Source organism: Acinetobacter sp. 243_ASPC, from assembly GCF_001054715.1.
GTDB classification, from domain to species: Bacteria; Pseudomonadota; Gammaproteobacteria; order Pseudomonadales; family Moraxellaceae; genus Acinetobacter; species Acinetobacter soli.
The window spans coordinates 52,917-73,780 of sequence record NZ_JVOR01000020.1 but is presented as its reverse complement, the minus strand read 5'-3'; the positions used below and the strand labels follow the sequence as shown (position 1 = coordinate 73,780).

At 42.8% G+C, this 20,864-nt stretch carries 16 protein-coding genes; 6 read left to right on the top strand and 10 right to left on the bottom strand.

The window, feature by feature from the left end; translation table 11 throughout:
- Positions 1-79 precede the first annotated feature (79 nt).
- Positions 80-1,792, top strand: a complete 1,713-nt coding sequence (locus tag ADA42_RS02455) for a proline--tRNA ligase (protein ID WP_048763411.1) — start codon at positions 80-82, stop codon at positions 1,790-1,792.
- Positions 1,793-1,842: 50 nt separating this feature from the next.
- Here ADA42_RS02455 and ADA42_RS02450 read toward each other — a convergent pair whose 3' ends face one another.
- The 5 genes from ADA42_RS02450 to ADA42_RS02430 form a co-directional block, all read right to left on the bottom strand.
- Positions 1,843-2,913 carry a hypothetical protein gene (locus ADA42_RS02450; RefSeq protein WP_228137572.1) on the bottom strand — a complete coding sequence of 357 codons (1,071 nt, stop codon included), beginning with the start codon at positions 2,911-2,913 and terminating at the stop codon, positions 1,843-1,845.
- Positions 2,914-2,925: 12 nt separating this feature from the next.
- On the bottom strand, positions 2,926-5,181 hold the full coding sequence (locus ADA42_RS02445; RefSeq protein WP_048763408.1) for a DUF6160 family protein: 2,256 nt from the start codon (positions 5,179-5,181) through the stop codon (positions 2,926-2,928).
- 12 nt (positions 5,182-5,193) lie between these two features.
- A complete protein-coding gene (locus tag ADA42_RS02440; RefSeq protein WP_004935152.1) occupies positions 5,194-5,820 on the bottom strand; it encodes a hypothetical protein in 627 nt (208 codons plus the stop codon).
- Between the two features lie 14 nt (positions 5,821-5,834).
- On the bottom strand, positions 5,835-7,214 hold the full coding sequence (locus tag ADA42_RS02435) for a hypothetical protein (RefSeq protein WP_034440477.1): 1,380 nt from the start codon (positions 7,212-7,214) through the stop codon (positions 5,835-5,837).
- A gap of 258 nt (positions 7,215-7,472) precedes the next feature.
- Positions 7,473-8,066: a LysE family translocator gene (locus ADA42_RS02430; protein ID WP_004935147.1), complete on the bottom strand. Its 594-nt coding sequence runs from the start codon at positions 8,064-8,066 to the stop codon at positions 7,473-7,475.
- A gap of 422 nt (positions 8,067-8,488) precedes the next feature.
- On the opposite strand from ADA42_RS02430, the gene ADA42_RS02425 reads away from it, so the two are divergent.
- A complete protein-coding gene (locus ADA42_RS02425; protein WP_193786301.1) occupies positions 8,489-9,043 on the top strand; it encodes a DUF2062 domain-containing protein in 555 nt (184 codons plus the stop codon).
- A 25-nt stretch (positions 9,044-9,068) separates the two neighbouring features.
- On the opposite strand, the gene ADA42_RS02420 is transcribed toward ADA42_RS02425, so the two are convergent.
- The 3 genes from ADA42_RS02420 to ADA42_RS02410 all read right to left on the bottom strand — a co-directional run bounded on the left by ADA42_RS02420 (position 9,069) and on the right by ADA42_RS02410 (position 11,929).
- Positions 9,069-9,938, bottom strand: coding sequence for a 5'-methylthioadenosine/S-adenosylhomocysteine nucleosidase (locus ADA42_RS02420; protein WP_048763404.1), 870 nt, complete (start codon positions 9,936-9,938; stop codon positions 9,069-9,071).
- 174 nt (positions 9,939-10,112) lie between these two features.
- Positions 10,113-11,312 (bottom strand): iron-sulfur cluster carrier protein ApbC, encoded by a 1,200-nt coding sequence (gene apbC, locus ADA42_RS02415; protein ID WP_048763402.1) that lies wholly within the window; start codon positions 11,310-11,312, stop codon positions 10,113-10,115.
- A 155-nt stretch (positions 11,313-11,467) separates the two neighbouring features.
- Complete coding sequence (locus ADA42_RS02410; RefSeq protein ID WP_004945655.1) at positions 11,468-11,929, bottom strand: hypothetical protein; 462 nt, start codon at positions 11,927-11,929, stop codon at positions 11,468-11,470.
- Positions 11,930-12,737: 808 nt separating this feature from the next.
- Here ADA42_RS02410 and tsx point away from each other — a divergent pair.
- Complete coding sequence (tsx, locus tag ADA42_RS02400; protein WP_004935130.1) at positions 12,738-13,583, top strand: nucleoside-specific channel-forming protein Tsx; 846 nt, start codon at positions 12,738-12,740, stop codon at positions 13,581-13,583.
- Positions 13,584-13,764: 181 nt separating this feature from the next.
- Positions 13,765-15,834: a methionine--tRNA ligase gene (gene metG / locus ADA42_RS02395; RefSeq protein ID WP_048763399.1), complete on the top strand. Its 2,070-nt coding sequence runs from the start codon at positions 13,765-13,767 to the stop codon at positions 15,832-15,834.
- Between the two features lie 62 nt (positions 15,835-15,896).
- Here metG and ADA42_RS02390 read toward each other — a convergent pair whose 3' ends face one another.
- On the bottom strand, positions 15,897-16,772 hold the full coding sequence (locus ADA42_RS02390; RefSeq protein WP_048763398.1) for an alpha/beta hydrolase: 876 nt from the start codon (positions 16,770-16,772) through the stop codon (positions 15,897-15,899).
- Between the two features lie 13 nt (positions 16,773-16,785).
- Positions 16,786-18,111, bottom strand: coding sequence for an MFS transporter (locus ADA42_RS02385; RefSeq protein WP_048763395.1), 1,326 nt, complete (start codon positions 18,109-18,111; stop codon positions 16,786-16,788).
- A gap of 249 nt (positions 18,112-18,360) precedes the next feature.
- On the opposite strand from ADA42_RS02385, the gene ADA42_RS02380 reads away from it, so the two are divergent.
- Together ADA42_RS02380 and ADA42_RS02375 are read left to right on the top strand one after the other, a co-directional pair.
- Complete coding sequence (locus tag ADA42_RS02380) at positions 18,361-19,338, top strand: MBL fold metallo-hydrolase (RefSeq protein ID WP_414629807.1); 978 nt, start codon at positions 18,361-18,363, stop codon at positions 19,336-19,338.
- Between the two features lie 124 nt (positions 19,339-19,462).
- Positions 19,463-20,830: a nucleobase:cation symporter-2 family protein gene (locus ADA42_RS02375; protein ID WP_048763429.1), complete on the top strand. Its 1,368-nt coding sequence runs from the start codon at positions 19,463-19,465 to the stop codon at positions 20,828-20,830.
- The last annotated feature ends 34 nt before the right edge of the window (positions 20,831-20,864 follow it).

Sequence of the window (20,864 nt, the reverse complement as noted above, 5' to 3'; positions counted from 1 at the left end):
AAATCTTCATCTCATTTTTTATTATAATCTGGTGTTTTTATCGTGCTCTGTTTAAGAGCCCATTTTTAGGACTGTTTCCATGCGCGCAAGCCGCTTTTTATTTGCAACGTTAAGAGAAACCCCAAACGATGCCGAAGTGATTTCGCATCAGCTCATGCTTCGAGCCGGGATGATTCGTAAATTGGCTTCAGGTTTATATACTTGGTTGCCGATGGGCGTACGCGTATTAAATAAAGTAGAAGCGATTGTGCGTGAAGAAATGAATCGTTCAGGCGCGCTTGAAGTCTTTATGCCTGTCACTCAACCTGCGGGCTTGTGGGAAGAATCAGGCCGTTATGTGCAATACGGCCCCGAGCTTTTACGTTTTAACGATCGTCATGATAATCCCTTTGTACTTGGGCCAACTCATGAAGAAGTCATTACCGACTTGGCTCGCACTGAACTGAAAAGTTATAAGCAATTGCCAATGAACTTTTATCAGATTCAGACCAAATTCCGTGACGAAATTCGTCCACGCTTTGGTGTGATGCGTTCACGCGAATTTATCATGAAAGATGCGTACTCGTTTCATGTCGATCAAGCTTCATTGCAAGAAACCTACGACAACATGTACGATACCTACTGTCGTATCTTTACCCGTTTAGGTTTAGATTTCCGCCCTGTGCAGGCCGATACAGGCTCGATTGGCGGTTCAGGTTCGCATGAGTTCCATGTGCTTGCCGATAGCGGTGAAGACGATATCGTATTTTCGAGCGAATCTGATTATGCAGCCAATGTAGAAAAGGCAGAGGCGATTTTGGTGGGTGAGCGTGCCGCTCCTACTCAAGCCTTGAGCATTGTAGAAACACCAAATCAGAAAACCATTGCAGATGTTTGTGCCTTCTTAAACGCTGATCCTAAACAATCAGTAAAAGCGTTGTTGGTACAAGGCAATGCCGATGAAAAAGGCGATGTCCCTGTGATCGCGCTATTTTTGCGTGGCGATCACGAACTCAACGAAATCAAGGCAGAGCATCATCCGCTTATTGCAGCACCGCTCACGTTTGCAACTGAGGCACAATTACAACAACTTGGTTTGACCGCAGGTTATGTCGGCCCACAAGGATTGCTTGAAAAAGGCCTGACCGTGATTGTTGATCGCGCAGCGTCAGTCCTGTCAGATTTTATTGCAGGTGCCAACGAAGCCGACAAACATGCCACTGGTGTAAACTGGGAGCGTGATGCAACTTATACCGAGGTTTATGACCTTCGTAATGTTGTGGATGGTGATCCATCTCCAGATGGTCAAGGTGTACTACAAATCAAACGTGGCATTGAAGTCGGGCACATCTTCCAGTTAGGTCAGAAGTATTCTGAAGCGCTGAACTGTACGGTTTTGGGTGATGACGGTAAGCCACTGGTTGTGACCATGGGCTGTTATGGTATTGGTGTCACTCGTGTTGTGGCTTCTGCCATTGAGCAAAATTACGATGAAAAAGGCATTATCTGGCCATCTGCAATTGCGCCTTTTGAGATTGCAATTGTGCCGATGAATGCGCATAAATCACCAAAAACGCTTGAAGCTGCTGAAGCACTTTATGCAGAATTGCAAGCGCAAGGCTATGATGTTTTGCTTGATGACCGTAATGAGCGTCCAGGCGTGAAATTCTCTGATCTGGAGCTAACCGGTATTCCACATCGTATTGTGGTTGGTGAAAAAGGCTTAGATGCAGGAACCTTTGAATATAAAGGCCGTACTGATGCTGAGTCTGTTAACTTAACCAAAGACGAGCTCATGGCAAAACTTAAATAAACGACTCAAATTAAAAAAGCAGGTTTGATACCTGCTTTTTTATGCGTTGACTAACAAAACTTCAAATTTCCATAACAGTTACTAATCGGCATTTGACCCAAATCGACAGGCGCCAAATTCACAGGTGTTCCTAAAAGTGCACCTGGCAAAGCCGATAATACGCTTATATTTACTGTTTGATCGATCGATAAGTTATTGAACTGAGTTTGTGGAATCGAAATCCACCAGCCTTGCTTTGCCGCATTGCTCGCCCATGTTTGATTACTCACATTTTGCCAGAATATATCCTTGCTTTGCGAGGAAATGTAAGCATTACTGGTCGCAATCAAATTCCCATTAGAATCCGTATCAGCCACCAGTAACTGATGTACTGTTCTATAGGGAATATCATTCATATTCACATTGGTTAATTTTAAGCTTAATAAACTTGGCGAAGCTTGTGCCGTCATTTTTGTCAAACTAAATGTTGAGTCACGATTATTTAAAAGTGTAGTAGAATATGAATCAATCGTAGCAGATCCTCTTAATAAACCGAGTCCTAAAACAGTTGCTCTCACATCATTAATTTTTGCATTGGTTACGCGTACACCAATATCTCCGCTTAATGAGTTGATTCCAGTATCATCTGCAAGCGTAGTTAAGTCACCATTTGAGCCAATATTCATAATCCCCAGCGCCGAAAGTGCACCTAAACGAAATCCTGTAATGGTTCGTGTGGCAGCAGAGTCTGGATTTTGAATCGCAAACTCAATAAACGGATTGGTGAGTTTAAAGTCTGTCCCTACTCCGGCCCCTTGCGCGGTTGAGCTGGTGATTCCGGTCAGCGCGATATTGTCAATATCAATATCACATCCAGTTCCTTTTACACCACCACAGCCCAATTGCAATTTCTTAATATTGGCATTGAGTTCAAGTTGAGCTTCTAATCCCAATCGATAAAATCCCATGTTTCCGTTGGGGTTAGATCCGCCAGGTGCAACATAGTTTAAATTAAGCAATGCCTGTCCGGTGACTTCAGACATTTGCTGATCATCTAAAGAGGTCAAACGATCTGCAAATGCAGCCTGCGTCAAACATAATCCCGCGGCTGTCAGTAAGATGGCTTTTAGCTGTTTCATCATGATCTTCCTTGATTACCGTGGTGTAATCCCAATACTGCTACGAATGGTTCCGCCCGTAATCACCATTTGTCCAAGTTGCTGACCTGTGGAGGCAGCCGTCGGATAAAAATTAAGATTGGCTTTGAGCACCTGGGATGGTGTTTGAGATGGATTGAGATCCACTTGATTGGCCACCACAAACGTATCTTTGGTGAGTTTCAGATTCGTATTTAGATTCAAATTTCCCGAGATTTTATCCAGACCCAGCGCCGCATTCGTACTTGGATCAACAATATGGATGTAATTGCGATTTTCGTTACTGGCTGAAGCCAGTAAATTCACATTTCCTTTTAAGGTCAGATCTGAGGCGGCGCCCGGAATGAGCATTAACGAGGCGGTTCCATCCAGACGTAATCCAATTGCAAAAAGCACATCTGAGTTTTGGGTAAAATTATTTGAAGGCACAAAGCAAGCGACCGATGTACTGGTATTACATGCGGCAATATTATAACGGCTACCCGGCAATTGCCCTAAAGCCAGTTCGGCATTTAAGGCAATAATAAGTTTCGTTAAATCAAGCGCGATACCATTTTGCTCAAAGCCAATACTTCCGTTGGTATCTAGAAACAAATCAATATTGCGCAAACCAGCATAGTAGTTAACTTCTTCACCACTGTTCGCATTTTTAGCACCATCAATCAACATCACCGATGTGGTTTTACTACCATCAGTATTACGCCCTTGAGTAGATAAAGCTAAACCAAAACCAATGCCTTGCTTATCTTTATTTGTGCCATAAGTAGTGCCATAGATGCCTAAGTTTGCATTTAAGTTATAAATGGGCAAACCTAAGCCCCATGTCGCGGTTTGATTATTGATTTGATTGGCACTGTCGTTGCTGTTGTCGGCAATAAAGCGCGCACTGCGCGCGATGGCTTGAAACTCCATACCCCGAATGGCCAAACTTAAGATATTGGGATTCGATGTGACACTTGACTCATACAGATTATGCCGATAAATCCCGGCCTGCCGACCCAACAGCGCCGCTATGGTGGAACTAATCTGAAATTCCATCGATTGGGTTTTCACGGCATTGATATATAAATCACCAAAATTGATTTGTGCCAAATTCTGATTCAGTGCCAGATTGCTCGAACCTGCGGCAATCCCCTGACGGATCTGTAACGGCGTGAGGTTCCCAAATTCAATGGCATAGCTGTTTTTTCCGGTGCCCCCGAGCTCAAGCCGTGTGCCCTGTGTGGTGACTTGTCCGTTACTGTCTTTCACATCTGGCGTAAAACTGGCTTTCATGGCCACATGCACGCCAGTCGATCCGGTCATATCTGAGCTGGCAGTTGCAGCACCAATTTGTGCCCCACCTAAAGTTGGTCGTGCCGCATTGACAGAAATCTCTGCATCACGCAGTGCACCCGATGCCCCCAAACGCAAAATCGGTTTAACTGTGCTGTCATCATTTTGCGTGGCATACGCTGCTGGGTCTGCGCCTACATTGGCTTTATAACGCAAGTCGACGTTGAAACCCGGTTTGGTTTTGCCTGCATTGTCCAAATCGGCTACACGGTCTAGCGTGATCTGATTGGTTGAACCTGTTGTGCCTTGCGCGTTGGTTGAAAGCACAAAGCCTTTGACAGGATCGAGATACATATAACCCGAGCCTTTAAAATTAAAATTAAAATCTTTTAAAACCAGTTGGTTCACCGCAGCGCTATTTTTTAAACTATAAAAAATATTGGCATTTTGCAGACCAAATTCCAGATAACCCAGCTCTTGCGCATTGAACAGCCCATTCGCGGTTTGTAGTAAAAATTTAGTGCCGTCCCGATCTTTAATCGTCAGCGCCCCCAAGCTTTGACTGCTGGCATCGGAGCAATTGGCTGTATTGGCAACATCGGAGCAAACTTTGATATCGGCAATATGTATTTGCGATGGATTGAGCGCAGCTTCGAGGCGAATTCCGGCTTTATTGGTGGAGGTTGTACCTACATCGAATTTGATGGTACCTCCTACAGCCTGACTGCCCAGTTGTGTAATCGCCAAATTATTTAAAGACAAATTTAAGTTGCCAGAACTGCCATCTGCAAACGTGGTATTGTCTTTCCAGTTAATCTGGTTGGCTGTGACTTTATCGGTTTGAAGTTGCACGGTCAGGCCATCTTTACCCGATACCTCTCTGAGGTTTTGATCTGAGAGTGCTTCCATTGCAACGGTATATTGTGCAGTTAAAATACTCAGCATCAGCACAGTTAAACGCGTTTTATTTTTATTCATTTATCTGTCCCTTTAACACCGTGAGGTCGCTGAACCGTTACAGCTAAACACCTTAACCGAACCTGACAATGCCAGATTCGCATTGATGTTCACCCCCACAAAACCACGCTCCAATCCTTGGTCAAAACCAGTATAAGTAGACGGCACAAAGGTACTTAAATACCCTTTTTGGCTGTCTGCTGTTCCTGTATCGGTTTCAATCGAAAGTGCCTCAAAACCCAGATTACGAATCTGGATCGGATATTCATCTAAAAAAGTCAGTTTGAGCGCAGAGCGATATTGATTTGTATTCACCGTCACCGTTGTGCCATCGAGCTGAAACTTATCGATCGCCAAAGTGCCCTGAATTTTTTTAAAGACCAGCCAATATAAATTGCCGTTTTGATCCTGACGATTATTAAATGCCAAGGCTAAACGACAATACTGATTTGCGCCATTGGCGCAGGCATAGGTATTAGACAAACCGCTACCTGTCGGAACGGCCTGATTGAGTGACAAAGATAGGCTTAAATCGGCCCCACCTTGGCCCTGAACCTGACTTAGCTCCTGATTGCTCAATGCTTTTAAACCTGATGGATCGGCATATACCATGCTGCTGATCAGTAGTACGCCCATTAAACCGAGACGATGAATTTTCATACTGATACGCTCCTTCAAAGTCCGGTGGTCGAAATTTTAAAATGCTGAATCATCAGGCCATCAATTGCTGCCGAACCTAAATTCACCGCATTGCCAGATGGATCTTTAAAAGTGACCCCTACAGCCGAGCTGGTATTCACCGCATTTAGTAAGTTGCCACTTCCGATTCCGACTGTTCCAATACTGATACTACTGTGTGTAGCGGTTGTGCCTTGATAATTCACCCCAGCAATGGTGGAGGCCGTGCCACAGCTTTGCACGTTACAGGTCGAACCCTTATAAGCTGAGTTGGTACCCGAGTAATCGGTATAAATTTGCTGATAAATACTGGCCACGTTTGGAATACGGGTCAGCTCCAAAGAAAAATTGGTGCCGTCGGTATTAAAAATAAGCGGCTGATAAACATTACCCAAAACCAGATTGATATTTGGGCTATAAATGTATAAGCCCTCTTGGGCATTAAAACTTGGTGCGCCGCCGCCAGTAATGGCCGGTGTATTTAAGCAAGTTCCGGTACTGGTACAGCTACTGGTATCTGTAGTGGCTTCAGCCGAGCTGATTCTCAGCACGCGACTCGCATCTGCTGTAGTACGCGTACCCGCATTGTAATCGGTATTTAAACGAATCAACGCCGCCAAACCGAGTGTTTGATTATATGAAGCTGGCAACCCTGATGCCTGCGCATTGCCTAAAGTTTGAAACAGCTTAAAGTTCGAGCCATTTAAATTTAAACCATTGAGCACCATTTGCACACGTAAGCGCTGTTCAAGTCCACCTAAAGTGGTTGGTGCGCCAGTTACAGGGTTCACGGTGGTGCTGGTGGTCGAGTTACGCGAAAAAATATCGCCCCATAAGCCCAATTTGGCAGGGTCTGTGCCGACTGTGCCATCTGCCCGCAGTAAAGGAGCCTCAAGGCTTAAGTAACTTAAATTTTGGAGATTCCCCGCAAAATCAAAAGTATTGACAGGTAATACATTTAAAACCCACGGGTTAGATTCAGTACCGAGGTTGAGTCCAGTATTGCTAAAGCGTGAGTTGACATCGCTGTCGCTTTTAGAGAGTGCCAAACCGTAAAGATACAGATCGGCTTTTTTTGCACCTGCGGCAGTGGCCGTTGCAGACAATGGCCCGACAGGAATCACACGAATCAGACCGGTATCAAAACTTCGATCTGCCACACGGGCTTTATTTTGTGCTGTACTTAAATTGTCTTCTGCCTTTTGAAACACCATTTTGACGTTTTCGGGCAAGATCGCAATCCCTTCACCAGTTTGCTGACTCAAGCTTTCATCTGACAATGCTTCCAAGGCAAAAGCTGAATGAGCGAGGCCTAGGCCTAGACTCAAAAGTAGCACTGCGAGTTGAACGTTGACTGTAGAATGTCCTGTCGTCATCATGACCATCCTGTTATACGATGCTCCGCACCATATTTTATTTTTCTTGATTTTATCTGCTGTGAAAAGCGTCCCGCCTGCCACATGGGCTAGCAATTTTGCCAACCCTGACTCACTTTCTATTATGCGTATTGTTTAAACAAATGCAAAAAAAAACATGTAAAAAAAAACATTTCCGACAAGCGTAAGCTAATACGGCTTTTTACGCTTCAATTTACAACACCATAAACGTTGCGGCTTGCGAACACCGAACACGCTTTAAAATTTTAAAAATGCAGAATAACTCAGTGGTATGGAGAAACTCACCAAAATCAGTGATGCAGTGCGTTGTAGGTTCGATGGATTAAACCAGCGTGTCCGATTTTTTGCCAGCAACGCCCCAACGACAATCCAGAAAGTTGCAATCGGGATAATCAGCATGAGAAATACAGCCATATGTAGACCGTACAAATGCATATTGGACCACGCAGCCTGTGGGAAAATGGCAGAGGCAAACAATAAACCTTTCGGATTTAAAATGGTGGCACAAAGGAGTTCGGTAAAACGAATAGTGGGCTGAGACAAATTTTGCTGATGATCGGCTGTACGCCACAGCTTGATGGCCAAGTACAAAATGTAAAATGCACTAAGCAACTTCAAAATGGTCGGCAGTAAAGCAAAATGCTGGGAAATTAAACCAATCAGTAATCCCCAAAACGAGATCGAAATAATATATCCCGTGACTTCAGCAGGAATCAGCTTTAAAGATGCACGCACCCCGACCTGAATACCAGACGATGCCAGCAATGTATTGGTTGGGCCTGGTGTTAGCAAAATGGCAGCAACCAGTCCCACAAAAAACCATGAAATCATCCGATGACCTCACCCTGTATCAAACCAGACGAAAAACACTATAGCACCAGCCAACAAACATATACTGAAACTGCTCAGATTGATATTGGCCGCTCATGGATATTTTCAATACTTTACAGGGGTTTATAAGCTATAAATCAATAAGACGCAGCAGTCACTTTAAAAGTGTATATAATTATGACTTGTGTGATCTATCTCAATCTTTTTATTCAATTTTGCCATCTTGCGCCACAATTTGACACTTCGCTGCAAAAGGCGTACCGTTATATCTCGACACTTGGTTGTTTGTATTGCAATCAATTCTCTCTTTTTCAAAGCTTTAAGTTTTATCTAAGTTTTCCTCAGCACTATAGGTCATGTCCTGATGCACCGGATGATCGCGACAATGCGGCATACCGTGGTATTGCGTATTGAATGATATTATGTCTATGGCAAAGCAGTTCTTCCAATCTTGGCTTCCTTCATCTGAAAAGGTCGCTAATCTGAAATTGATGCGATTTTTTGGTAAACGATCGCTCAATCCTTTGCTGTGGTATATCAATCGAAAATCGATTACCCGTGCTGTATTTATAGGGACATTCTTTGGCCTGCTGCCTATTCCGTTTCACAGCTTGTTTATTGTTGCTGCTGTCCTGATGTTTGAAGTGAATCTTCCGATTGGGCTGGTTTTGGCATGGTTAAGTAATCCACTTACACTGGTACCGATTTTGTATATCGGCTTCTGGATTGGCACAAAAATTTATCATGTGCAGATGATCAATAAAGAAATGCTCCTCGGTGTCTTACATCAAATTTCGAACTGGGTGAGAAACTTCGGACACGCTCATATTGATTTAAGCCTCGCCAAAATTTTACTTTCCGGGCTGGTCATTGAAGCCTTAGTGGTTGCCATTGTTTTATCGGTGGTGACCAATTTATTTTGGCGCTGGAGTGTGATTCATCACTGGAAAAACAGACCAAACAAAAGACCGAACTAAAGTTCGGCCTTGTTGTGAGCTCGGCTTATTTTGCTTTTAAGCCTTTCATGTATTCTTCGGCCACTTGCAAAACGTATTCCTGACACGCCTCACCTGTACCGCCATCATACTTGCCGTTGTTGGTAATGTTGTTTGACACCACGCGAATACCGATAAATGGCACATTAAACTGACTGGCAATTTGTGCAACCGATGCCGCTTCCATTTCTTCTACCGACGTACCGTAACGGGTATTAAAGAATTTGATGCGATCTAGCTCGTTATTCCAAACATCCGCAGAACCAATGGTTCCTTCAACCACCTTACCTTTGTTATAGCTCGATTTCACGCGCTGTGCAGCGGCAAGCAAACCGGCATCGGCTTGAAATTTACGAATTGCAATTGGCTCTGGGTCGGATTCATCTTTTGGCAATACATCAAATGCTTCATTCCATTTGAGTGCATCCGATCCACCACCGACAGGCTGGTGCGGTGTTTTAAATGCACCAATATTGGTGGTGTATTGACCCAGCACAATATCGTAAACATTCAGTTTTGGATCATGACCGCCCGATGTTCCTTGGTTGATAATCGCAACAGGCTGGAAACGTTCAATGGCAATCGCTGTTGCTGCTGCAGAGTTACTCATGCCCATACGCGTTTTTGAAATAATGACTGGATAGCCATGATACGTGCCTTTCCAGAATTTCCAGCCACCGATGGTTTCTACACTGACATCACTGAGTTTAGATGCCATTTGCTCAGACTCGACGGGTAAAGCACCCTGAATAATGATTGGTTTCAATGCTGACTTCACTTCAACTGAGGGAGTAGATGCAACATAATGGCTGCTACACGCGGTCAAAAACAAACCTGAGCAAAGACCAAGTGCAGTAAACAACGCTTTAAACTTCATTCGTTATCCTTAAATCCAAAAACAAGTAATTAGCAAATTTTATGCCAATCGTTCAAAAAAACTAACCAATAAAAGTTAAATAATCAGATAGATAGCATGATTATATAGAAAATCTAATAAAAATCATAATAAATAGGCTATATCTCGTGCAGATCTAGTGAACCCGTTTTCAAATTAAAAGATACGCTTGTCATCACGCGCGCGTTGCGGCAAATCTGCTACGCGCGACCAAAGCGCCTGCGCAATCAGTTCATAACTTTCAGCAGCAGCATCTTGCGCAACCACACTCGGTTGGCCCTTATCGGCATTTTCACGAATTTGCCCATTAAGAGGCAGGCGCCCAAGCAGTGGAATCTGATACTGTTCAGACAACTGCTCGCCCCCACCCGTACCAAAAATCTGCTCTTCAAAACCACAATTTGAACAGATATGGGTCGACATGTTTTCAATCACACCCAATACAGGAATACCCACCCGGTTAAATAGCTCAATACCTTTAGTGGCATCAAGCAATGCGACATTTTGAGGAGTGGTTACAATCACAGCACCCGAAACCGGAATGCGCTGTGCAAGCGTCAGTTGAATATCGCCTGTGCCCGGTGGCATATCGATCACCAGCACATCCAAATCTGGCCAGAGTGTCTGGTTGAAGAGCTGCATCAGTGCACCTGTGGCTTTTGGTCCACGCCATGCCACAGGAGTGTTATGGTCGCCAGTCAAATGTCCAATAGAAAGCACTGCTAGCCCATGTGCTTCAAGTGGCACAAAGCTTTCATTTTCAATCATTGGTGTTTGACCCGCATTGCCCAGCATGGTGGGAATACTTGGCCCATAGATATCGGCATCTAATACGCCCACCTTTAAACCTTGTTTGTGTAATGCCAAGGCCAAATTGACTGTAGTGGTCGATTTCCCCACACCGCCTTTACCAGAAGACACCAAAATCACATGTTGAATACGCGGGTGAGCAGCAACCTCACTTTGTAGTGGGGCTTTCTTTTGAATTGGTGGATTGTTTGGATCAGGTGTTGGTGATGCAGAGGCATCAACGACAGGAGGCAAAGTTGCGGCAGCTTCTAGCTTACGCGGTGCTGTTTTTTGCTGAATTACATGCAAATTTAACTCTTCAATCCCTGCACCTTGTAGCGCACCTGCAAGTTCGTCATGAATTTGCTGTAAATGATCGGCTTCTTCAGGATAGGTTTTGATCGTCAGTTGCAAGACACGACCCTGCACGTTTACTTGCGTAATACGGTCTTTAAGTTCGAATGAGTGCCCCGTAAGACGATAGGTTTGAAGTATGGCTTGAATGTCTTCTTCTTTCACCTCTTGTGCGGGTGAAAATACAGATTTAAGCGATGAAAGCCACGACATTCGTAATACTCCACAGAAATAATGCGTCTAGTAGAGCGTAGTTTAACAGTATTTTTATAAAAGCTCGTTCACTACACCATATTAATGTTGCATTTTCTCTACATCAATAATATGCAGTGAACGTACTTGAGTTAGCCAATTTTTAAGGGCAAGACTTATTTATCGTTACCTTTAAATTTGTTTAAAGTGTCGGTAGCTGTTTTTTTCAATTCGTCGAGTTTAGCCGACGCTTGTGTTTTAAGTTCATCGAGTTTCACCGATGCTTCATGCTTGAGCTCTTGTGCCTTTAACTTGGCTTCTTCAAGCTTATGCCCTGCTTCGGTTTTGAGATGATCGAACTTGTCTTGCGCATCGCCTTTAGCATCATCCCATTTGGTTTTGGCTTCATCGACCTTGTCATCAAATGCAGCTTTTTTATCTGAATGATCACGCTCTGCATCTTTTTTAAAGTCATCTACAGCTTTTTCACCATTGAGCTTAGCCTCTTGAGCTTTATGCTTGAGGTCATCTAGCGCTTTTTCGCCTTCTAGCTTGGCCTCTTTAGCTTTATGTTTGAGTTCATCGCCTAGGTCAGCCGCTTTATTTTTTAAATCATCTAATTTGTTTTCGCTGGTCATGTCGCAATCCTCTTTGTCTTAGATATTTGAGTAAAATCTGTGATATGGAATCTTGATGGGAGCTTTGATCTATCTTCTTTTATACAATGCTTATGCAGCGAAAGGTTTAAAAACTGCAATTTGCAACAAAGATGATACACATTGTAGCGAAGTGTTTTATCTTAAATTTCAATATACTAATTCCTTTTCATTGACTTTTTTGACCAGCAGCACGCAGGCTTTATCATTGAACAATTCTTAATTTACCCACTCAATTGAAAATTGACTGTAGAACTTCTCAAGCTCGCATGACATAGAGCTGCATGTTGTCAAATGTTAGGGATAATTTAACTTCATTGTTGTGCCACCTTACAGATCAACTTTTGAAAAAATGCACCAAATGGTCAACTTTTCATAGCGAGGAAGCTATATCTTGCTTTCACGATGTAATCGATTGAATCATTGCGACGTTGATTAAAAAAACTAAACGATACACAGCGGATATGCTGAGTCTCAATAAAATTTTTAGACTTTTTAATGATGAAAAATAAAATTAAAAACATGAATTATTTAATAATAAATCTAAAATTTATTCTTTAAAAATCATCTTACAGCACCTTTAATTACAAAGTTTAACAACTTTGCATCAAAATAACATAAAATCGCGTCCACCAAGATTACGCAATTCACGGTCAGTGTAGCCGAGCCCATGCCAGTAGAGTGGCATATTCATTGCTTAGGTCTTTTGCGTTCGTTTTTTCTAAAGAATCTTTTGTTTAGACATAGTGCGATATGTCTAAAAATTTATGATGTTGGAGTAGTTCTAATAATGTCTCTTAAATCGTTAAGCACTGTATTTTTAGCTGCAGCAACATTGCTGGGTGTGCAACAGGCCAATGCTGGTGTGAATGCTACACTTTGGGGTATTTATAGCAATGATGTCAAATTTTCGCCAAAAACAGTAGAAAATGCCTATCTTGAGCTTGAGTATTATGGTCAGACTGGTCCAATCGATTGGTATGGCTATTTCGATGCGCCAAAATATTTTGGTGGTAACGACAACATTAAAGGGGTTTGGGACAAAGACGGTTCTAAACTCTTTGCTGAAAACCAGCCAAAAGTTTCGTTCAATCGTTTAACCGGTAAAGATCTCTCTGTTGGGCCATTTAAAGACTGGTTCTTTGCAACTGACTGGATCGTAGACGCTGGTGGTCACTCGAATAACAGCCAAAATACCTTGTACTATGGTTTGGGTACCTCAATTGACACCCACACCAAACTTGGTATGAATGTAAACGTATTTGCAAAACAGCAATGGGAAAACTACGGCGCGCCAAACTCATATACTTCAGATGATGGCGGACGTTTACAGGTTCAGTTTTTCTATCCGCTTTATTCATTTAATAATGGCGCATCACTCAACTATTTCACCTTTACCAACTATGACTTTGGTTCGAAACTTGGCGATAAAGACCCGAACCGCACCAATGAAGCTTTGGTTTCAACGCATGTTTTTTCTTATAACATGAAGCATCTGCGTTTATTCACTGCTGCGCGTTACTTCCACAATGGTGGTCAGTTTAAAGACGGCGCGGTTGCCAACTGGGGTAATGGCGACTTTGTACAAAACAGTACCGGCTGGGGTTACTACGTCGCTGCGGGTTATCAGTTCTAAGTCATTCACCTCTCGATTGATCTCCCTCAAGCCTGCTCGCAGGCTTGAGTTATTTTAAGCACTTCATCTAAGTGCTCTTTTTTAGTTTTCCCTTCTCTGTCAAGCCATGCCTTGCTTTGTTTTCTCGGGTTCATCAGTTAGAATCATCGGTCTTATGAATACGAATGAGAGAATCCAATCCGTGCGTAAAATTTTAGTCACCAACGCCCTCCCTTATGCCAATGGACCCATCCATATGGGCCACTTACTCGGTTATATCCAAGCAGATATTTGGGTTCGTGCCATGCGTGCAATGGGCCATGATGTGACCTACGTATGTGCGGATGATGCTCATGGTACGGCAATCATGTTACGTGCCGAAGCCAATGGAATCTCGCCAGAACAGCAAATTGCCAATGTACAAAAAGAACATATCCGCGATTTTGACGGGTTTGGTGTACATTTCGATCATTACGACTCGACGCACAGCACTGAAAACAAAGCACGTTCTGAAGATATTTACCTTAAAAACCGTGAAGCAGGCAATATTGCGGTTCGCCCGATCACTCAGCTTTTCGATCCTGAAAAACAAATGTTTTTGTCAGATCGTTTTATTAAAGGCACTTGCCCAAAATGTAAAGCAGAAGACCAATATGGTGATGCGTGTGAAGTATGTGGCACCACTTACAATGCCACCGAATTACTTAATCCGCGTTCAACCTTGAGCGGCGCAACCCCCGTTGAAAAATCGTCAGATCATTACTTTTTTAAGTTACCTAACTTTGGTGAATACTTGCAAAAATGGACACGTGACGAAGGCCGTTTGCCAGTATCGATTGCCAACAAGCTAGATGAATGGTTTGAAGCAGGTTTAGCCGACTGGGATATTTCACGCGATGCGCCGTATTTTGGTTTTGAAATTCCAGATGCACCTAACAAGTATTTTTATGTGTGGGTCGATGCGCCAATTGGCTATATGTCGAGCTTTGAAAACTACATCAAAGCCAAGCGCCCAGAACTCAACTTTGATGATTATTGGAAAAAAGATAGCCAAAACGAAGTCTATCACTTCATTGGTAAAGACATTGTTTACTTCCATGCGCTGTTCTGGCCGGCAATGCTTGAAGGTGCCAACTACCGTACTCCAAGTGGTTTATTCGTTAATGGTTTCCTGACGGTCAATGGTCAGAAAATGTCGAAATCACGCGGTACCTTTATTAAAGCAGAAACCTATTTACAGCACCTGAATCCAGAATACCTACGCTACTACTTTGCATCGAAACTTTCGGACAAAGTGGAAGATTCAGATTTGAATCTGGATGATTTTGTACAAAAAGTAAATTCTGATTTGGTCGGTAAAGTGGTCAACATTGCCAGCCGCTGTGCCAAATTTATCAATAGCAGCTTTAACAATACCCTATCTGAAAACTGTGCAGAACCAGAACTGGTACAAAGCTTTATCGATGCTGGCGACTCAATTGCACAAGCCTACGAGGCGCGTGAGTTTAGCGCTGCAATTCGTGAAATTATGGCACTGGCCGACAAAGCCAACCAATATATCGATGAGAAAAAACCGTGGGCGCTTGCGAAGCAAGAGGGTCAAGAACAACAAGTTCATGACGTTTGCTCAGTCGGGATTAACTTGTTCCGTCAGCTTGCGATTTACCTGTCTCCTGTTCTTCCAACACTTGCGGCACAAGTTCAGGCTTTCTTACAACTTGAAAGCTTTGATTTTGCATCACGTCAGCAAATCTTGCTTGCACACAAAATTGCACAGTTCCAACCACTCATGCAACGTGTAGATCCGAAAGCTGTGGCTGCGATGGTCGATGCATCTAAAGATTCGTTGGCTGCTACAGCAGAAGCACCAAAAGCGGAAAAGAAAAAAGAGAAGAAAGTCGAGAAGAAATCTGAACCAAAAGTAGGTGAAGCTGCTCTTAATACCAGCACTATCGGTATTGAAGACTTTATGAAAGTTGACCTTCGTGTAGCGCTTGTGCAAGACGCTGCGACAGTTGAAGGCTCAGACAAGCTGCTTCAATTGACTTTAGATGTGGGCGAAGCTGAACCGCGCAATGTCTTTAGCGGAATTCGTGAGTTTTATCAGCCTGAAGATTTAAAAGGCAAACTGGTGGTGATGGTGGCGAACCTTGCACCACGTAAGATGCGTTTTGGTATTTCTAACGGTATGGTTTTAGCTGCGGGTAATGGCGACGGTGTTTGGGTAATTTCACCAGACAGCGGTGCAAAACCGGGCGATAAAGTGTCTTAATTTTTACCAAATAAAAAAAAGCTGGAGTTTTCCAGCTTTTTTTTATTTGCTTTAGATTTTATTTACGATTTGGCATTGGTCTGAATCATTTGTTTCACAGCACGAAATAAATCCGAATCTGGCTCAGCCAGTGTGTTCACAATATCAAAATGATTGTGTCCTTTATCTTTCAAATACGCCACTTGAGAATAACCTTGCGTTATGCAAGTCTCATAAAAATTCAAAGTCTGATTTTTAAAACCTTGTGTCTCAAGTTCACCAACTGACAATAACAAAGGCGCTGCTGTTGAAGGATGAGGAAGATCATGAATAGGACTAAGTCGATCGGCTTGTTCAATATTGAGTTTTAACCATTGATTTTGGTCGATATCGCAAAGTGGTTTTAAGTCAAACAATCCACTCAAAGCCACCACGCCTTTAATAACATTCTTAGGGACATCAAAATGCTGCTGCCATTGATCATTCCAAAGCATAGCCACCAAATGCCCACCCGCTGAACTGCCACAGACATAAATCTGTTCAGCATCGATTCCATACCGATGCGCATTTTTGTATAGCCAAGCTATTGCAGAACGTATTTCTTTCACGATCTCAAATAAAGTAAATGTTGGGCATAAGTTATATTCGATTGTCACCACAGAAATACCATGTTTGACCATATTTTCTGCCATGGAACAAGCATCATCTTTAGACTGAGCCCGCCAGTATCCACCATGAATATAAACAAATACTGGAGCTGGTTGTGAAACACTTGGAAAGATATCCAGTTTCTCCTGCTTAGAAACTCCATATGCAATATCGTATAGTCCTACAACACGTTGTTTGGCCTGCTCGGCCAATTGACGATAGATCTGCATACAGTTTTCAAAATCAGCGACTGAGTTTCTGGCATTATATTGTCGATTACGTTCTTCAATATCTGAGAAATATAAGTCCATATATTTTTCTCCTTTAAGTCACAATTTCAGCTTTATTGTTATGTCGATCACTTTGAAGATTAAGTCCCAAAAAAGCAATAAAGGTAGGTACAGACAAGATCAACAGAATTTCGCCCAATGAAAAACTAAATTGGAAAATTAGCGATCCTGTAAAGGCCCCAAAAATTGCCCCTAATCGTCCGATTCCATGCATCCACGATACACCAACTGCTCTACACTCAGTTGGATATGAAATCGTTGCCAGAGGTAGTAAAGCTGCTTGAGCACCCGCCAACATAGCACCTGTAAGTAAAATGGTGAGGCTAAGTAAAAATAGATTTGAATGAATAAAACTTGCCGTTATAAACAGAATAAAAGCAATCAAATAGGCGCTTTTGATGACTCGATGTGGATTTATCTTATCCATATACCAGCCAATAATCGCAGCCCCAATTGCTCCGCCAATTGGAAAAACGGAAGCAATTAGACTAAATTGTTCTGTACTTAAACCCGATGTTTTTAAAATGGTCGGCATCCAACTTGTGAACAGATAAAATACCAGCAGACTCATAAAACATGACAGCCAAAGGCATACGGAAATCTTTAAGTGACGACGAAATAAAAACTGAACAGGACGAATCGATTGTGAGGAAGTCGTATCGACAACATTTGCGAGGCGTGTTAGATCAATTACAGATCCCTGAATTTTTTCTAAAATTTTCTGTGCTGCTATTAATTGATTGTGTTTAATTAAAAAGCGAACTGATTCAGGTAATTTAAAAAACAGGACCATTAGCAGTAAAAGTGGCAAGATACCACAAACTACCATAATCATTCTCCACCCTATCGTTTCAAGAAATATGCTTGAAATGAGTCCACCACTTGAAATACCCAATAAAAAACCGCAACCTGGGATGCTGGTTAGAAAAACTTTGCGATTTGCAGGCATATACTCAGATACAAGCGTACTGATATTTGGCATGACCGCACCTAAACCCAAGCCTGTCATTAAACGGTAGATCATCAGTTGAGTGGTATCGGTTGCAAATCCTGATAAAACAGAAAATAACGCAAATAAAAATGTGCTGACTAAAATCGTACCCTTACGACCAAATCGGTCTGATATCGGTCCGGAAATTATTGCACCGATAGACATCCCAACCAAAGCGGCACTTAAAACTGGAGCAAGTGCTGGTTTACTAATGCCCCAGTCGTCTAGTAATGCAGGGGCAATAAATCCAATAATTCCTGTATCTAATCCATCACAGAAAAAAATTAAAAAACTCAAAATCAATACCTGCTTTTGCAAGCGTGATAATCTATTTTGATTAATGATGTCATCCACATGTATCGTCTTCATTCGTTCCTTCACCTTGTTATCGATTGTGATCATGACTTGATTAAATCTATTTCTAAGTGAAAGCTCTATCCGAATTGTCCAATTCTTTATCCAATCAGATGAAAACTGAACCTCAGTGCTACATCAAAATTCCAAATCGGGATTTAGATTCAATTTCCTACGAAGTACAGCTATATGCTTGTTGAAAATTAAATGCAAAATAGTATTGGTCATGCTAAAACAAAGTTACGTATATCTACTTTTATAAGAATGCTCATGACATTATTAAGATCAACAGTTATAGCGACCAGCCTTGTTTTGGGTACAATTTCCACACTACAGGCTGCAAGTTTGTCTATGCCGACTCCACAAAAACAAGTCGCAGGCTATTACCAATATCAAGCAGGCAATGTTCAAATCACCGCACTGCTCGACGGTACAAACTTTATGTCACCTACGCTGTTTAAAGATATTCCACAGCAACAAGTACATGACATTTTAAAGAAATACTATGCCGATCAAGAGAAAGGCGTTCAAACCTCAGTCAATGCATTTTTGGTCAATACTGGAAAATCGCTGGTACTGGTCGATAGCGGTGCTGCCAGTTGCTTCGGGGCGCATTTAGGTTCTGTTTTAACCAATTTAAAAGCAGCGGGCTACCAGCCTGAACAGGTCGATACCATTTTGCTGACTCATTTACATCCCGATCATGTTTGCGGTATCAGTAAAAACGGCACTGCCAATTTTCCAAATGCCATCGTATATGCTTCACAAGATGAAGCCAATTATTGGTTAGATGCAAAGCAGGCCAGCAAAGTGCCAGAAGCCAAACGTGCAGGCTACTTGGGTACTGTCGAAAAAATCAAAGCAGCGCTGGCACCGTATCAAGCGAAACAACGCTTTAAAACCTATAAGCTTGGCGACGAAATCCAAGGCTTTAAGGTGATCAGTACCGCAGGTCACACACCGGGACACTTTAGCTATGCCTTTAAAACTGATAGCGAAACCGTGGTATTTATTGGCGATATTGTTCACTCGCATACGGTGCAGTTTGATCGGCCAAAAACAGCCATTGAATATGACATTAACCCACAACAAGCTGTTCAAACACGCTTAAAGCAATTTGCAGATTTTGCCAAAAATGGACAAATCATCGCCGCACCACATTTACCCTTTCCGGGAATTGGGCATGTGTATTCGGCAGATGGAAAAAGCTATCAATGGATTCCAGTGCACTTTAAAGATTAACCTTTAAACGAGTTGGGTTATATCAATTTAGTTATTTCAAAATTTATGAAATTACGAAGTGCGGATGCGTGGCATGCATGTTGCAAAATTTCTTGAAACTCTATCAAGAACCGAAGCACCTGATATGAACACGAATCCGACAGCATCATCGCCAGAGCACGAGCATCTCGGACTGGCTAAAAATCTGACTTATGGCTTCCAGCATGTACTCACGATGTACGGTGGACTCATTGCAGCCCCGCTGGTTGTTGGTCTTGGTATTGGGTTATCTCAAGCCGATATTGGCCTGCTCATTACAGCCTCAATTTTAGTGGCTGGCTTAGCCACTTTGCTTCAAACCCTTGGCGTGAAGTGGTTTGGCTCTAGACTGCCAATCGTGCAAGGCACCTCGTTTGCTGCCGTTGCAAGTATGATCGCAATTGGTGCAAATGGAGGGAGCTTTCAGTCCATTCTTGGTGCAATTATCGTCAGTTCAATTTTTGGCGTGGTGATTGCACCATTTTTTTCCAAAATTGTTCGTTTCTTTCCACCGATTGTGACGGGTTCGATTATCACCATTATTGGAGTTTCGCTATTACCTGTCGCGATTCGCTGGATCATGGGCGGTAATCCTAAAGCGCCTAACTGGGGTTCGCTTGAAAATCTGGGACTGGCAGGCATCACACTGGTGTTTTTACTCCTGATTACCAAATTCGGTTCTGCCGCAATACGTCGTTTGGCGGTACTCTTGGCGATTGTTTTTGGTGCTGTCGTGGCATTTACATTAGGACTGGCAGATTTTTCCAAAGTCAGTCAGGGCGCTTGGGTGGCATTACCAAATATTCTGGGCTTTGGTATGCCTGTATTTGAATGGCCGGCTATTTTGTCGATGTGTATTGTAACGCTGGTCATTTTAACCGAAACCACGGCGAGCTTGCTGGCAATTGGTGAAATTGTCGAAACCAAAGTAGACAATACCCGTATTGCCGATGGCCTACGTGCAGATATGCTCTCCTCTGCAATTGCACCATTTTTTGGGGCATTTATGCAGTGTGCATTTGTTCAAAATGTCGGTCTGGTTGCCATTACCGGCGTGAAAAGCCGCTTTGTGGTGGCAAGTGCTGGGGCAATTTTAGTGGTACTTGGCTTACTGCCGGTATTTGGTCGCTTGGTGGCGTCTATTCCAATGCCGGTTCTGGGCGGTGCGGGTTTGGTACTGTTTGGTAGTGTTGCCGTCAGTGGTATTCGTACACTGTCTAAAGTCGATTATCAGGTTCAATCCAATATGATTATCGTGGCTGTATCACTCGGTGCTGGCCTCATTCCACTCATCAGTCCTGAATTTTTCCATGCCATGCCAAACGCAATTCAAACCTTATTTCACTCTGGTATCAGTATCACGTGTTTGGCTGCGGTATTACTTAATCTCTTTTTTAATCACTTGCATTTCGGTAAAAAAACAGCCTCGGATGAACTCGGCAAAACCACTGCTACTGCACCTCATTCTTCATAATTCTGAATCAAGATCCGTTCACAAGCCAGTCTAT

Coding starts and splice junctions, on each gene's coding strand:
- ADA42_RS02375 (WP_048763429.1), top strand. CDS start 19,463: ATGAACACGAATCCGACAGCATCATCGCCAGAGCACGAGCATCTCGGA.
- ADA42_RS02410 (WP_004945655.1), bottom strand. CDS start 11,929: ATGACCAGCGAAAACAAATTAGATGATTTAAAAAATAAAGCGGCTGAC.
- ADA42_RS02425 (WP_193786301.1), top strand. CDS start 8,489: ATGTCTATGGCAAAGCAGTTCTTCCAATCTTGGCTTCCTTCATCTGAA.
- ADA42_RS02420 (WP_048763404.1), bottom strand. CDS start 9,938: ATGAAGTTTAAAGCGTTGTTTACTGCACTTGGTCTTTGCTCAGGTTTG.
- ADA42_RS02445 (WP_048763408.1), bottom strand. CDS start 5,181: ATGAATAAAAATAAAACGCGTTTAACTGTGCTGATGCTGAGTATTTTA.
- tsx (WP_004935130.1), top strand. CDS start 12,738: ATGTCTCTTAAATCGTTAAGCACTGTATTTTTAGCTGCAGCAACATTG.
- ADA42_RS02440 (WP_004935152.1), bottom strand. CDS start 5,820: ATGAAAATTCATCGTCTCGGTTTAATGGGCGTACTACTGATCAGCAGC.
- ADA42_RS02450 (WP_228137572.1), bottom strand. CDS start 2,913: ATGATGAAACAGCTAAAAGCCATCTTACTGACAGCCGCGGGATTATGT.
- ADA42_RS02380 (WP_414629807.1), top strand. CDS start 18,361: ATGCTCATGACATTATTAAGATCAACAGTTATAGCGACCAGCCTTGTT.
- ADA42_RS02390 (WP_048763398.1), bottom strand. CDS start 16,772: ATGGACTTATATTTCTCAGATATTGAAGAACGTAATCGACAATATAAT.
- ADA42_RS02435 (WP_034440477.1), bottom strand. CDS start 7,214: ATGACGACAGGACATTCTACAGTCAACGTTCAACTCGCAGTGCTACTT.
- ADA42_RS02385 (WP_048763395.1), bottom strand. CDS start 18,111: ATGAAGACGATACATGTGGATGACATCATTAATCAAAATAGATTATCA.
- apbC (WP_048763402.1), bottom strand. CDS start 11,312: ATGTCGTGGCTTTCATCGCTTAAATCTGTATTTTCACCCGCACAAGAG.
- ADA42_RS02430 (WP_004935147.1), bottom strand. CDS start 8,066: ATGATTTCATGGTTTTTTGTGGGACTGGTTGCTGCCATTTTGCTAACA.
- ADA42_RS02455 (WP_048763411.1), top strand. CDS start 80: ATGCGCGCAAGCCGCTTTTTATTTGCAACGTTAAGAGAAACCCCAAAC.